The organism is Paenibacillus brasilensis, assembly GCF_009363115.1.
Lineage (GTDB): Bacteria > Bacillota > Bacilli > Paenibacillales > Paenibacillaceae > Paenibacillus > Paenibacillus brasilensis.
The window spans coordinates 5,510,347-5,524,536 of sequence record NZ_CP045298.1; the positions used below are offsets into that span (position 1 = coordinate 5,510,347).

The 14,190-nt window shown below is 48.1% G+C and carries 17 protein-coding genes; 1 reads left to right on the top strand and 16 read right to left on the bottom strand.

Annotation, left to right across the window (positions count from 1 at the left end; all coding sequences use genetic code 11):
• Positions 1 to 104 precede the first annotated feature (104 nt).
• From GCU48_RS26150 to GCU48_RS26185, 8 genes are all read right to left on the bottom strand, one after another.
• Positions 105 to 1,079: a biotin--[acetyl-CoA-carboxylase] ligase gene (locus tag GCU48_RS26150; RefSeq protein WP_152381997.1), complete on the bottom strand. Its 975-nt coding sequence runs from the start codon at positions 1,077 to 1,079 to the stop codon at positions 105 to 107.
• On the bottom strand, positions 1,072 to 2,406 hold the full coding sequence (locus GCU48_RS26155; protein WP_025718893.1) for a CCA tRNA nucleotidyltransferase: 1,335 nt from the start codon (positions 2,404 to 2,406) through the stop codon (positions 1,072 to 1,074). The genes GCU48_RS26150 and GCU48_RS26155 overlap by 8 nt, the downstream gene beginning before the upstream one ends.
• A gap of 54 nt (positions 2,407 to 2,460) precedes the next feature.
• Positions 2,461 to 3,624, bottom strand: a complete 1,164-nt coding sequence (gene bshA, locus GCU48_RS26160; protein ID WP_152381998.1) for an N-acetyl-alpha-D-glucosaminyl L-malate synthase BshA — start codon at positions 3,622 to 3,624, stop codon at positions 2,461 to 2,463.
• A 93-nt stretch (positions 3,625 to 3,717) separates the two neighbouring features.
• Positions 3,718 to 4,410, bottom strand: coding sequence for a bacillithiol biosynthesis deacetylase BshB1 (bshB1, locus tag GCU48_RS26165; protein WP_152381999.1), 693 nt, complete (start codon positions 4,408 to 4,410; stop codon positions 3,718 to 3,720).
• On the bottom strand, positions 4,407 to 4,844 hold the full coding sequence (gene mgsA / locus GCU48_RS26170; protein WP_025718897.1) for a methylglyoxal synthase: 438 nt from the start codon (positions 4,842 to 4,844) through the stop codon (positions 4,407 to 4,409). The genes bshB1 and mgsA overlap by 4 nt, the downstream gene beginning before the upstream one ends.
• A gap of 57 nt (positions 4,845 to 4,901) precedes the next feature.
• Entirely contained in the window at positions 4,902 to 5,705 is an 804-nt protein-coding gene (dapB, locus tag GCU48_RS26175) for a 4-hydroxy-tetrahydrodipicolinate reductase (RefSeq protein WP_152382000.1), read from the bottom strand.
• Positions 5,706 to 5,736: 31 nt separating this feature from the next.
• Complete coding sequence (locus GCU48_RS26180; protein ID WP_025718901.1) at positions 5,737 to 6,255, bottom strand: tetratricopeptide repeat protein; 519 nt, start codon at positions 6,253 to 6,255, stop codon at positions 5,737 to 5,739.
• Between the two features lie 50 nt (positions 6,256 to 6,305).
• Positions 6,306 to 6,635 (bottom strand): nucleotide pyrophosphohydrolase, encoded by a 330-nt coding sequence (locus GCU48_RS26185; RefSeq protein WP_010345792.1) that lies wholly within the window; start codon positions 6,633 to 6,635, stop codon positions 6,306 to 6,308.
• 212 nt (positions 6,636 to 6,847) lie between these two features.
• Between GCU48_RS26185 and GCU48_RS26190 the strand changes: the two genes are divergently transcribed.
• Positions 6,848 to 7,717 carry a YitT family protein gene (locus GCU48_RS26190; protein WP_152382001.1) on the top strand — a complete coding sequence of 290 codons (870 nt, stop codon included), beginning with the start codon at positions 6,848 to 6,850 and terminating at the stop codon, positions 7,715 to 7,717.
• 94 nt (positions 7,718 to 7,811) lie between these two features.
• Here GCU48_RS26190 and GCU48_RS26195 read toward each other — a convergent pair whose 3' ends face one another.
• The 8 genes from GCU48_RS26195 to GCU48_RS26230 form a co-directional block, all read right to left on the bottom strand.
• Positions 7,812 to 8,657, bottom strand: a complete 846-nt coding sequence (locus tag GCU48_RS26195) for a sporulation protein YpjB (RefSeq protein ID WP_152382002.1) — start codon at positions 8,655 to 8,657, stop codon at positions 7,812 to 7,814.
• Positions 8,658 to 8,788: 131 nt separating this feature from the next.
• The gene (locus GCU48_RS26200) at positions 8,789 to 9,439 is read right to left on the bottom strand and encodes a DUF1405 domain-containing protein (protein ID WP_152382003.1); all 651 of its coding nucleotides are present in this window, start codon (positions 9,437 to 9,439) and stop codon (positions 8,789 to 8,791) included.
• A gap of 278 nt (positions 9,440 to 9,717) precedes the next feature.
• Positions 9,718 to 9,897, bottom strand: a complete 180-nt coding sequence (locus GCU48_RS26205) for an IDEAL domain-containing protein (RefSeq protein ID WP_025718907.1) — start codon at positions 9,895 to 9,897, stop codon at positions 9,718 to 9,720.
• 22 nt (positions 9,898 to 9,919) lie between these two features.
• The gene (locus GCU48_RS26210; RefSeq protein ID WP_025718909.1) at positions 9,920 to 10,426 is read right to left on the bottom strand and encodes a gamma carbonic anhydrase family protein; all 507 of its coding nucleotides are present in this window, start codon (positions 10,424 to 10,426) and stop codon (positions 9,920 to 9,922) included.
• 51 nt (positions 10,427 to 10,477) lie between these two features.
• Positions 10,478 to 11,587 carry a hypothetical protein gene (locus GCU48_RS26215; protein WP_152382272.1) on the bottom strand — a complete coding sequence of 370 codons (1,110 nt, stop codon included), beginning with the start codon at positions 11,585 to 11,587 and terminating at the stop codon, positions 10,478 to 10,480.
• 166 nt (positions 11,588 to 11,753) lie between these two features.
• Positions 11,754 to 12,356, bottom strand: coding sequence for a histidine phosphatase family protein (locus GCU48_RS26220; RefSeq protein ID WP_152382004.1), 603 nt, complete (start codon positions 12,354 to 12,356; stop codon positions 11,754 to 11,756).
• Positions 12,357 to 12,388: 32 nt separating this feature from the next.
• The gene (locus GCU48_RS26225; RefSeq protein WP_152382005.1) at positions 12,389 to 13,015 is read right to left on the bottom strand and encodes an anti-sigma factor; all 627 of its coding nucleotides are present in this window, start codon (positions 13,013 to 13,015) and stop codon (positions 12,389 to 12,391) included.
• Positions 13,012 to 13,608 (bottom strand): RNA polymerase sigma factor, encoded by a 597-nt coding sequence (locus GCU48_RS26230; protein WP_007430814.1) that lies wholly within the window; start codon positions 13,606 to 13,608, stop codon positions 13,012 to 13,014. Before GCU48_RS26230 ends, GCU48_RS26225 begins: the two co-directional genes overlap by 4 nt.
• Positions 13,609 to 14,190 lie beyond the last annotated feature (582 nt).

The window sequence follows — 14,190 nt, forward strand, 5'->3', positions numbered from 1 at the left end:
ATGCCGCCTCCTGCACAGTATAACAAAAAACATCCACTTTTTCACGTGAAGTTTTGCACAGAGAACATAGCGATTCCGGGCGTTACTCACAGCTATGCTAGCTCTTACAATTGTATATCGCCTGAAATAACCTGAATTCGCTCTCCCTGATCTGTTTCTACCACTAATGCCCCAGAAGGGTCCAAGCCAACGGCAGTACCTTCTACTGCTACCCCTTGTCCGGTGTGTGCACGTACAGTGCGGTTGATCGTTACCGATAGCGCCTCCCACAGCATGGCTATAGGCTGGAACCCCTGCTCTGCATACAACCTGCATAGCTGCTCCATCTCCCCCAGCACTGCTGCAATCAATTCAGTACGGTCAATTTCACGCCCTGCCTCTATTTTCAAGGACGTTCCCACCTGGGATAGCTCTTCGGGGTAATCATCCCTATTCAAATTCACATCAATGCCGATGCCTGCAATACAATAGCGGACCCGTTGATCCTCTGCTGCAGATTCCAGCAGAATACCGGAGACTTTGCGACCATGAATAAGCAGATCATTCGGCCACTTTATGCCAGCCTCCACACCCGTCAGACGACGAATGGCCCTGCACAACGCCACACCTGTAAGCAGTGTCAGTTGGGGAGTAAAGGCCATGGGCTGGGTGGGACGCAGCACAATGCTCATCCAGACGCCTTTGCCGCGAGGTGAAAACCACCTCCGGCCCAAACGTCCCCGGCCTGCTGTCTGCTCCTCTGCCAGCACTACCGTTCCCTCCGGCGCTCCCTCTTCTGCCAAACGCATGGCATCCTGCTGAGTGGAGACCGTCGAATCCAGTATAACGATACGCTTGCCAAACGATTGTGTATTCAATGAATGTGCCAGTTTGGAAACTTCCAGTCGATCTGGTCGGGACACGATTCGGTAGCCCCGACGCGAGGAGGCTTCAATATTGTAGCCCAGCTCACGCAGCTTGTTAATCTGCTTCCATACCGCCGTGCGGCTGACCGAGAGGCGGCGGCTGATTTCCTCCCCTGAGACATAATCGGATGTCCCCTCCTCCAGTATGCCTAACAATCTCTCATGATTATTCACTACTTATCACCCGTTTCGTCACCCGTTTCGCTTCCTGAAGCAATGCTTCTGTTTCATTCGGAATATCTCCGCAGGCGGCAGCCAGTAGAAGCTGTTCCAGCGTCTGCCCTAGCCAAGGCCCACCCGGTCGATTCATCGCTTGAACCAGTACATTTCCTGTAATGTTTAAATCCTTAATGCGAATCACAGCGGCTTGCTTCGTCCATGAATTGGCCAGTTCTGCCATCCTCGCCACATGCATGTCTGCCCCTGACGATAATCCACGGAATGAGGGAGGCAGTGTCTTATAAAGCTCAAGCCAATCCAAAGCGGTATCCCGTCCCAGTTTAATTAACAGTCGAATCCAGCTGCGACGCAGTGCCTCATCGTGGAATTCATCATCTTTGTGCGAAGCGGAATCAACCGCTATCACCACAGCACAGCTGACTAGCTCGGCCTCCCATTCCAGCAGATGGACCAGCCGCAGACGTACAGCGTTGGAGAAGGTCCAAGCTCTCAGCAGCTCGTCGGCTGTCTCCGAGGTTAGTCTGCAAGATAACAGGAGCAAGCCCCAACGCAGTTCATCCGGCAGCTCCACGATCCCGCTAAGCGCGTCCCTTTCGCATTGCTCCCAGGGAACAGGCACCTTTGTACAGGCCAGCAATCCGCTGCGCCTCAGCATTTCCAGCCCACGCAATGGGTCCGGCCCGGATAGCATCTTTTCCAGTTCGACTCGTACGCGCTCCATTGCTATAAATCGAAGTCCTTCTCTGCGTCGAATCATCCCTTTCCAGGTGTTGAAGGCGACACGGAAACGGAAAACAGAGGCAAAACGGATGCAACGCAGCATTCGCAGTCCGTCCTCCTCAAATCGTTCCTCGGCACGGCCCACACAACGGACGAGAGCAGCCCGTAAATCAGCTTCCCCTCCAAACGGGTCCACTCGCGCTCCATATTTATCCATTGCTATCGCGTTCATGGTAAAATCACGTCGCATCAGATCCTGCCGGATGTCCTTCACAAAAGCGACTTCCGTGGGTCGGCGGTGATCAGCATAGCCGCTTTCCGTACGAAATGTGGTCACCTCGAATGCATGACCGCCCTGCATGACCGTAACCGTCCCATGCTGAATTCCTGTCGGAATGACATGAGGGAACAGTGCTATGACTTGTTCAGGCTCAGCCGAAGTGGTCAGGTCCATGTCATGAATAGCACGACCTAACAGCTCATCCCGTACACAGCCACCTACCCAGTAGGTCTCGTGACCTGCTGCCGTTAGTGTATGTATGACCTCTCTGCTATGAAGAGCCATCTCTTGATCAGCATATTGCCACGTATTTGTGTTCACAGGGTTTCCCCCTTTGCAAATATTCAATAAAAAAACGGACGCAAGTCCGTCTTCTTAAACGCAGATCGGTTTAAGATCCGGTACCTCGCGTCCCAACACACGGTAATATATTTCTTCATATTGACGACTAATCAGCTCATCACAGAAAACAGTACGAGCACGTGCCAGACAGGCTTCACGGAAACGTTCTGCCATCGCTTCATCGGATAACAGCTCGACTGCATATTCAGCCATTGCCTCGGTGTTGCCAATTTCAGCAAGATAGCCCGTACTTCCATGTACAACAAGTTCAGGTATGCCGCCTGCCTGAGAGCCAACGGTCGGCACTCCGCAAGCCATTGCTTCAAGCGCAACCAGCCCAAAGCTTTCCTTTTCCGAAGGAAGCAGCAGCACATCCGCCATGGAAATGACTTGTGCAATCTCATCTTGCTTACCCAAAAAGAATACCTTATCCTGTAAGCCTAAATTTTCTATTTTACAGCGGATTTTCGGAAGATCCGGCCCTTCCCCAACCAGCAGCAGCTTCGAAGGTATCTTTTCCTGCACTCGTTCAAATATATCCAATACGTCTCCCACCCGTTTGACAGGGCGGAAATTGGAAATATGCATCATAATTTTTTCATCCGGCTGTGCAAAATCTCTCCGCAGCGCAGCCGCATCTCTTGGATAATACACCCGTTTGTCGACAAAGTTGTAGGTCAAGTCAATGGGCCGAGTAATCTCCAGCGCATCTATCGTCTCACGAATCAAATCCTTGGAAACTGCTGTCACAGCGTCGCTTTTGTTAATAGCCAGGCGAATCAGGTCTTTCAACGATTCATCCTGTGCCAGCACCGTAATGTCCGTACCGTGCAGCGTGGTTACCACCTTGAGGTGATCGCCCACCATTTCCTTGGCTAAATAAGCGCAGACCGCATGGGGTACCGCATAATGAACATGAAGTACATCCAAGTTCTTCATTTGTGCGACCTGGGCCATTTTTGTGGCCAGCGACAAATCATAAGGCGGATATCTGAACACGTAATAGTCGTTAACCTCAACCTCATGATAAAATATATTTTTTTGGAATGCCCCGCCTAATCTGAACGGAATGCTATTGGCAATAAAATGGACCTCATGCCCCTTCTCGGCCAGCAACTTGCCCAGCTCTGTCGCCACTACACCGGAACCTCCCAGCGATGGATAACAGGTAATTCCAATTTTCAATTTTTCATTCAAGTTAAGCTGCCCCCTTCCGTTCATCGGAAATGACTTTTAATAATAGCACACACCAAATACAGTGCACACTTATGTCAAGAATTTTATAAATCCTTATGTGAATAGCTTAACCAGATGAGGCGTTTTGGACGCAAAGCCCTCTGCATATGAAATCAGTTTTCGCTGACCCAACAAAGAGTCCCGGGCTTTCACACGCTCTACATATCCCTGATTTAACGGCGTAGCTACCGTATCCTTACCTGGTGCAGCCTGAAATTGCGAAGCATAGCTTAACAGCGATTGCTCCTTGGCTTCATAGTGCTCGGTGATGTCCACGATCAGGTCCGTTCTGCCGATGTCATTAATAAAATAAAAATATAATTGCTCCACCTGAACCGCAGGTTTTTCTGACATAAAGCGTCGTAGCTTGGCGTTAAACACCGCTTCCTCCACCAGTTTGCTGCACATAACATGATCCGGGTGCCGATCCTCCCAATATGGAGCAAATACGATTTTGGGTGCATGACGCCTGATCTCTGCTGTAACTGCAGCTACATGCTCAGGTGTCACATATAATCCACGGTCAGGCAGTCCCAGATTCGTCCGCACGGCAAGCCCCAGCACTTTCGATGCGTGCTCAGCTTCTGCCAAACGAGTATCCACATCCCCATTGGAGGACATTTCAGCCCGTGTCAAATCGCACACGCCCACTTTTAAACCAGCGGCTGTATGCTTGGCAATCGTGCCCCCCATGCCTATCTCTGCATCGTCGGCATGAGCACCAAAAATCAGGATGTCCAGCGTCATTTCACATCACCCAACTCGTCAATGCCCGGTTTATATTTATGTACCAGCTCACGCCATGCAAAATCGCCGCGATCCAGCGCCTTAACCAGTATTTCAGCCGTTGCAACATTAGTTGCCAAAGGGATCCCCTGCACGTCACACAGACGCAGCAACGCACTAATATCCGGCTCATGCGGCTGTGCCATTAACGGGTCACGCAAGAATATAATCATATCCATTTCGTTTTGTGCAACCAAGGCTCCGATTTGCTGGTCTCCCCCAAGCGGTCCTGACATGAAACGGTGAATTTGAAGCTTTGTTTGCTCCATAATGCGCAGACCTGTCGTGCCTGTTGAATACAATTGATGGTCTGTAAACACATGCTCATATGCCGTTGCAAAATTAACAATTTCATCCTTTTTACGATCATGCGCTATAAATGCAATCTTTAACATTCGAAATTCCTCCTGCCTCATTCTATAATTCCGTTCGTCAATTCATTCGCATTATTCTTAATCAATGTAATGCTCAAACCCGTATACAAGTCCCGGCTGCTCCATGACTTTTTGAATACCGATTTTGACACCAGGCATATAGCCAGCCCGCTCATAAGAGTCCTGACGGATTTTAAGGGATTGTCCAAATCCTCCGAATATCACTTCCTGCTGCGCGAATACGCCGGGGAGCCGGACACTATGGATACGAAAGCCTTGATAGTAACCGCCACGTGATCCCTCAAGGGTTTCCTCCTCTTCCGGATTGCCCTGTCGCAGCTCCTGGCGTTGCTCCGCAATCAGCTCTGCAGTCTTGATGGCTGTTCCGGAAGGCGCGTCCAATTTTTGGTCACCATGATATTCGATGATTTCCAAATGCGGGAAGTATTTTGCAGCCTGAGCCGCAAAGCGCATCATCAAAATGACTCCAATGGAGAAGTTAGGCGCAATCAGACCACCGATTTGCTGTTCCCGGCACTGCTTGTCCAGTTCATCAATCTGCTCGGGTGTTAACCCTGTGGTTCCGATAACCGGACGAACTCCATGCTTGATAGCAAGCGCTGTATGTGCGTACGCAAAACGCGGCCCCGTAAAATCGACCATGACATCTGGTCGACCATCCAGCAAAGCCTGCTCCACGTCCTCTACAATAGCGATGCCCGCTTCCTTCAGTCCGACGAGAAGGCCGGCATCACTGCCGGCGTGCGTTCTGTTCACTGCGGCCACAAGCTGTAGTTCCTCATCCTGGAGAACCAACTTGACAACCTCACGGCCCATACGCCCTGCTGCACCTACGACAGCTACTTTTATTGGTTCTGACATATCCCTACAACTCCTTATGCATCAATTTGTGCTAGATTTGTTCATTCATCTGTTGGCATAACTTCTTCATGAGATTGGCAAGCTGTACATTGTGAGGAAACAATGCAGCCGCCTCACGGGCAGCCTGCACAGCCAGCTCATATTCACTCAATTCATCATAAATCAATGCGAGCAGCATAAATGCATCACCGCATAGCGGATCAAGAGCAATTGCCTGTTCCAGCAGCAAGATCGCATCTCGATGCAGCTGTGATGTAATTTTTTCTACATCTAGCATCTTTCTGGCCTTCTCCGTGAGTTGCCTGGCTTGCTGCGCATGCAGATGAAGCACATATTCATCCTGCTGTGGAGCCAGACGAACTGCGTGCTCTGCATAGGCGAGCGCCTGCTCCAAACGTCCACTGCGAGCATAGGTCACCGAACACCGGAAATAATGCTCCGCATGATCAGGCTGGGCTGAAATCGCTTTTTCAAACCATTCCACGGCCTGCTCAAAATCGTTCTGCAAAATGCATTGGTAAGCTTTCTGGACGTATTCCTCCGCCTTCATGACACTGCACCTCCGGGTAACCGGTTTGGTACAGCATATGTACAAAACGCCTAATCGGTGTCCTTTTTGGTCCAGCGATTCGCGTCACGTGTGTTAAATTTATGCATGACCTTGTCATGAGCCTCGGTCAAATTTATACCCAGCGAATTCGCAAAGCAAACCGTAATGAACAAAATATCCCCCAGCTCCAGCTCAATAGAATTGTCAGCCTCATCCGTTTTTTTCGGTTTTTCGCCAAAGGAGTGATTCACTTCCCTCGCCAGTTCTCCGACTTCCTCAGACATCCGGGCCAGCATCGCCAAAGGGCTAAAATACCCTTCCTTGAATTGAGATATATACTGATCTACCTCACGTTGAATATCATCTAACGATTTTTCCATGAAGCATACAATCCCCCTATGTGCAGGTTTATTCATATGTTATCGTAAAGCACATTTTAAAACAAATTTTTTTTAAATTGAACTTGCGCCTCCATCTTGTAATCATTAGACTTTTAAACCTACCATAAAAAGGTATACTAAACATAAGGATCTACGGTTTTCCCAAATTACAAGAAATCGTTCATCACCAAACTGCTATTGCGAGGGATTATATGAAGATATCCAAATTCATCGAACAGCTTAAAATCATTTTACCCATTCTGCTCGGCACTGCTATCTATGCATTCGGTCTGCTGTATTTCATTATACCCAGTAAACTGATGGAAGGCGGCATTACAGGGATTACGCTATTGCTGAATTATGCTTTTTCGATTTCCCCCTCGCTCTCCACATTACTCCTGAATATTCCTTTATTTTTGATCGGATGGAAAATGCTTGGCGGCAAGCAAATTATATATACGGGGGTAGGTATCGGATCGCTCACTTTTTTTCTGTGGCTGTTTGAAAAAATGATTCATCGGGGATGGATGGGGACTTTTCAAACCGAACACGATATTATACTTTCTTCATTATATGCCGGGGTTACACTCGGGGCCGGGTTAGGTATTGTATTCCGCTTTGGCGGGACTACTGGCGGCTCGGATATTATCGCTCGAATTTTAAATCGAAATTTCGGCTGGAGTATGGGAAGGATTCTGCTGGTGATTGATATTGTCATTATCGGCGCTTCATTACTTTACATACCAAAAGAAAAAATTCTCTATACACTAGTCGCCGTGTTCATCGCGTCCAAGATTATTGATTTTATACAGGAGGGGGCTTATTCAGCCAGAGCTTTTATGATTATCAGTGACCATACGATGGATATTGCCGATATGATTACAAAGGACATGGATCGGGGAGTTACGATTATTCCCGCTGTAGGAGCATTTTCCAAGCAGGCCAAGCATGTTGCCTACTGCGTTGTGTCTCGTCAGGAAATACGGCGTTTGCATCAGATTGTGAAGTCCGTCGATCCTCGAGCGTTTATCATCATTCAGGATGTGCATGATGTACATGGAGAGGGATTCAAAGAGGAATAGCCCGGAAATCCGGGCGAGGACAAACGTATATAGAACAGATCCAAGGCTCCAGCTGCGACTGCTCGAGCAGTTCGGACAATTCAGCTGCTCAGCGTTATCTTGAAAACCCGGTTCGATATTTCCGATACCCTACATAAGTCAGCACCAGCAGTACAATCGTCCCGATTGCCAATTCCGCTCGGCGTTCGCTCTCACGGGGGATAAATGGTGCCAAAGCAGTGGCGTCTTTTTCACGTCCAAACAAGGCATTAAAGGTCGGGTTCCCTTGCTCCAATGCTCCCCTAATCGCTGAAGCATCTACGCTTTGCTGATCCCCCAATCCTTTTACGTAGGAAATCCATGAATCGGTCCGTACGACCTCGCTTGTCTTACCATGGATGAGGGCTGCTGTACGTATCGTCTCATAGTGATCCTCCAGCACTGCGGCTCCAGCCGCAAAACCCTTCATGTTACCTTTAGCAAACTGGGTGTTCAGGCCACTGACATCTTCTTTTAAAATTTTATAATACTGCTGCCATAAGGGCTGGCGCGGATGTGCAAGTGCATCTGTCGCAAGCCGCAAACTGGCCGCTGCCTTCACCCACTCATCAGGCGAAGCTTGCACGGACTGTGTAGCCTGCTGCACCTCAAGGATACTGCCGGATAAAGCATGAATGGCCTCTACAGATAGCGCTGCCTGTACCTGCCCAGTGCTGAACCATCGGCTCACCTCAGCAACATCCGCGCGCGCTTTTTCAATATTCCCGTCCATTACGTCCCGGTACAATATCGCAGCGGCTTGATCCAGTTTTTGAATTTCTTTTGTATTAACAGTAGGTTTTGACTGATCGCGTGCTACCGCTATACCTGGAGGGACGCAGACGAACAGCAGCAGGACCATAGATAACACAATACTCGATACAACACGTAACGTAATACGAAACCCCCGACCCCAAATCATGGGACATCCCTCCTCACCTTACTGTATGGCAAGGTTACCGGGACTAGAACTGGCTTTAGGTGCTTACTGTATGGCAAGGTTACCGGGACTAGAACTGGCTTTAGGTGAATCGTTCGAAACCAGGCTACGACTCAAGCTGTATCTCGATGATACGATGTCTTTTGATTGCGTGCCAGCATAGCCAGCCATCCCGCTACGATACTGAAAAACGTCAGTATATAGGTAAAAGCACACACTTGCGGTACATCATCCGTTAGTGTCTTTGGAAGGTACGGATAAATGCCAAATGTATAATCCATCGTATCGTTTAACAGTGTCCATATAGCGGCCAATCCTAAAGCAATCCAATTGCAGGTAAAAAAACGTACGAATAGCAGTGCTTCAACTGCCATGGCCGTATGAGAAGCCACCAGCATCCAATCCTGCCATATCATATGGTCCCCCTGCGCCACACCCCAAAAAATAATAGTCGAGGCCCAGATACCGTACTTTATACTCGTAACCACAGCCAACGCCTCCATCACCTGACGAATCAGTCTCAAGCTCTTGAGACGTGGAGGATAAAGCAAAAATATGATAGAGAATGTAAAAAACAGACTGGCCGTCGGGCTATCAGGCACAAATACAATTTGCCACAGCGGGTGAAATTTTAGCGTATATTCCAGCTGTCCTCCATACCATATGTACCCATACACTGTTCCAATCAGATTGCACCAGAACAACAGCCACAAAAAAGGCCGGCTCGTCAGGAACGACCGGCTCCACAAATAAGATAACGACATGACCTTCATCCTCCGTTCAAACGATAGAACCCCCACAGGCTCCATCCTTCCAAAACTATATCATATCCAATCGTATAAGAAAAACGTCTATCGACGTACTTTCACGGAAGTCGATCTTGCTTAGCGGAAGTTATTCTCCGATTATAGGATTGTTCAGCTCCGCCTGAAAATTTATAATCTCCAAAAAAACCTGGCCGCAGCTACGGTCAGGTTTGTGATTTATGATCTTGAACTGACGATGGGCCTGAAATGCCCAGCTAAAGCTCCCTAAAATCGTTTCAACTCATCGCTCTCAGCTCATCCGTAAGATGACGGAAAGCTACTTCATCTCCGGAGGCCAGCGCCTCATCAATATCCTTGTAGAGCTTTTCACTCCGGTGTTTACGTAATGCCTCGTCCAAAACCATTTCAGCAGACAGCCCCAACATTACTTCATAAGTAACCTTCATTTTATCCATAGGATGCACCTCCAACATGAGTTTAAGAGATCCTATATTCTTTTCCTTTCGCCACATAGCTGAGTGCCGTTCGTGACATCCGCTGCAAGTCCGCATCGGTCAATTCACGCACCACTTTGGCAGGTGTACCGAGAGAAAGAGTATAGGGTGGTATTTTAGTATTTTCCGTAACGACCGACCCTGCTCCTATTAAAGCATATTCACCAAGCTCCGCTCCGTTGAGTACAATGGCCCCCATACCGATTAAAGTGCCTTTGCCTACCGTACAGCCATGGATAATGGCAGCATGTCCCACCGAAATATCATTCGCCAGCACTAGAGGCTGGTCCGTGTTCACATGGCCCACGACCCCATCCTGAATATTGCAGCGTTCACCGATGATGACAGGCGCCATATCCCCGCGCAGTACGGCATTAAACCATACGGAGGAATCTTGGCCGATCGTTACCTTTCCGACAATTTTTGCTCCTTCTGCCACATAGACAGATGAATGGAGCTGTGGCATATTTCCGTTATAGTGAATCAGCATTATCTTCACCCTCTCATTTTGGGTGAATTCTATCAACATGCGTGCTGCTTGTCAATGGAGCCGTATACCCGGGCCGTTCCGCCCAATGCGGCAGTCCCCAGCCAGCTTCAGCCCCCAGGCCGTCATCTGTACAGATGGTTTTATCGGGTCCTCACCTTGACGAAGCATACCCAGATGTAGCATCATTCGGAGGATCCTCTGATCAAAGACCGAACGGGGCGTATCATAGTAAAACGGTCGGATCAGCGGCCCGATATGTACAAAAAGCGACTCTGAGGATGTCCAGGGCCTGGCACATTCTCCAATCCAATAGACTAGAGAAAGCAGATTGGGAACAGCTCCTTTATACAATCTTAACCAAAACCTGAATAGCTGCATCATTTCATCCTCTATTGCGTGCTCTCTTTGCGCCTCCCCCTTTGCCGTCAGCACAACCCGATCTCCCTTCTCCTCAATGTACCTGGAGTGACGGGCATAATCATACAGTAGTGCCATTCGGTCTGGATAAAACTTAAAAGAGGAACCGTATCCGAAACGCCAGCCTCCCTTGCCCAGCAGTGGCTCCGCAATATGCAAATGCTCCATTAGTTGCTGCTGATTGCGACGGTACCATGCCCCCTCGGGATTTAGCGGAACCTCATGCTCCCCCATGTACTGAAGGAAGAGTCGTAAATCCTCCGCCAAAAGATGTCCCTCTTCCCGGTACGATGACGGTTCACTTACCCGGGACATTCCGTTTTGGAGATCACGCACCATAACACGGCGAAAGCGCTCCTTCATATCCAACGGAATTTGGTACAAATATCTCGTGCTATGCGTAGAACCGTTGAACAGCCAGCCGCTAGAGCGCAGACGGGTCACGATGTCCCGTGGCCGTTCACCATTATTCACGTCCCCATCGACAGATTGTTTGGCAATCGCAATCAATTCCTCCATACTGAAGTAAGGTCGGTCATCGAACAACAGTGCATTCAAAAACCTTATTTCTGACAACCTCAGCTCCCTAACCTGCGTCTCAAAAAAACTGCTGCTGCCAAGCTTCGTCAAAATACCCTGGATTAACTCATGCTTGGAATTGGGCTTACAGTCACAATCGTAATACACCGCAATTCTGTTCAAGTGCACAATATCCGCAAATGTCAGCATATCCGCCAGATTCATCGTTCCATCGCCTCGCCACTGGACTGTCATCCGGAAATGATTCTTACCTGTTGTACCCACAGCTTTGACGGAATGTTCAGACTCTAAACCTATTTTTTGTAAAGGTATAATTAAAAAAACAAAAAGACCACGACTTCTACGGTTCGTAGAATATCGTGGCCTTTCTTTATCTTTTTGAATTACATTCACTTTTTTCTTGTAAATGCTTCATACAATTATACAAAAGGGGTGTCCAATCAGGACCTTCACGCTGAAGTATACTCAATGACAAATTTCCAATTCGTTCCGTATATTTTTCCTGATACAGCGCCTTGTACAAATTAGCCAAAAAACCCCCGTGGGAAACAACCAACAGATTTTTCTCGCGATTTTCCGACCAGATGGCCTCCATAAAAGCCAAACCGCGCTGCTGAAGAGCCTCATCGCTCTCCTGCCCAAGATCAAGCAGGTGCCAGTCGATCCCCCACTTCTCTTCACGTTCAGCCTGTGTCATCCCCTCGACCTGGCCATAAGCACGTTCTCTTAGTCGATCATCCGGCCCCAGCAGCGGAAGCTGCAGAGCAGAAGCAATAATTTCCCCCGTCTCTTTCGCTCTGGAGAGGCTGCTTGTAATAAGCCCGTCCCAATGATAGGGTTCTTCCCTTAATCGCTCTGCCAGCAGGCGTGCCTGCCGTCGCCCTTCCTCATTCAACGGAATATCACTGTGGCCCTGAATTTTACCCACCGCATTCCAGTCTGTCAATCCATGTCTGATCAAACCAATAAGCATTGTGTCGTTCCTCCGCTATTCTGTTATTCAGGCTAATTTCTAACCCTTCTTGTCCGATGGATCCAGCCCAGAGAAAATAAAGCAAGCGCAAGCGCCAACACAGACAACAAGATCCAATATTGCGGGTAAGTAGGAACAATGCTTGCAACCAGCGGTTCCATAATGCCTGTATTCATATCTTTAATGTGATATTGATATTGTGGAGATGTACTTGTAGTTTCCAGCAAGCCTGTCGGTAAAATGCCTGTATCCATGACAGGTGCCGCTTGAGGGGGAGTTTCCTGAGAGGAGCTTCCATTCCAATTCAAAAACAAAAAGCTGCACAAAAATACGGCTAAAAAACCAGCAATCCATACAGACATATACTTACGGGCTGCCGGGTTCACACGCGCACGTCGGTGCTCGCCGGGAACAAGCCACGGTGACTCTTCATAAATGCGATCCATAACCCGGCGATTCATCGCCTCTACCTGCTCATCTGTTATTTCAAAGGAAATATCGCGGATAGCGGATCGACCCTCTTTTGATAAATTCCATTCATTTTCTTCCGAACCAAGCTCCCACTTGTCAGACGAGCTTTTGGCTCGTCTGCGCTCCGAGTCCTGTTTCGATACATTTTTGCCTGTAGCGAACAAATCCTCAGCGTCCCTGGATTTCATTGGCTGCTCATCCCTTCGTTTTCCTCATAGAGAGGCTCAAAAAAATAAGGCTCCAACTGCGTCTTCACACTGGTTCTGGCCCGGAAAAGCAACGACTTCACCGCACTGACCGTCTGTCCTAAAATAGTAGCAATCTCCTGATAATCCAATTGCTCATATTCACGCAAAATCAGCGCTGATCTCTGCTTTTCAGGCAATCTGTTGATCGCTTCACGGACCATCTCTACCTTCTCGCCGCGCAGGACGGCCTGCTCCGGAATTACATCCGGTGGTGCTACCGGTACATAACCGCTCTCCTCCAATGGAACCTGACCGCTACGATGCTTGCGAAGCTCGCTTAGCACTGTATTGCGTGCAATCGTATATAACCAAGTGGAGAACGATGCGTCAACCTCGCGAAAAGAATGCAGGCTCCGGTACGCTTTGTAAAACGTCTCCGAACATAAGTCCTCAGCGATCATTTCCAGGTTCGAACTTTTTAGCATATGATAAACAAAAGCTAAAATTTTACGTTGGTGCCGCCTCATTAATTCTGAATAAACCTCAACATTACCTTGTTTGATTTCCTGAATCATCTGGGAATCTGTCATCATTCGAGTGAGACCCTCCTCGCCCATACATGTGCTGTTTCCCCATCCGATTCTGTCTATATATACCGAACAGGTCAAAAAAAGTTGCGCCCTCTGCGCAAATGATGAAACAGCATCATGGAACATTTGTTATTTTTTTACCCTATGTACTGTCAACATTAACAGTGCTATCCCCGACAATACTCATTATCCCAAATGGACTTACCTATTGTACCACAAAATACCCGCCAGTAAAAAAGTCCAAAATCCCCACGATTTCCATCATTGCCTCCCTAACGCTGGCAACAGATTCAAATATACGACTTTTCAATTGATTTTATGTTTTTTCAAGATAAAGTAGATGGAGTGACTGGTCTATTGAACCCGCTTTATTTTTGGACGCACGGTTTAAATAATCAGTCAAAAAGAAAACGTTTTAAAAAAACATTGACAAAATGAAAACGTATACATATAATAAAAGTACAGTATGGTTTCTCTCCACTCCTATCCTACTCAGCTACTTCAGAAAAGTAGCTACCACCCGGGGCTTTGCCCGGGTGGTCTTTTTTTGTTTTCAATTACTCCTCTTTAGAGTATTCAGTTGCC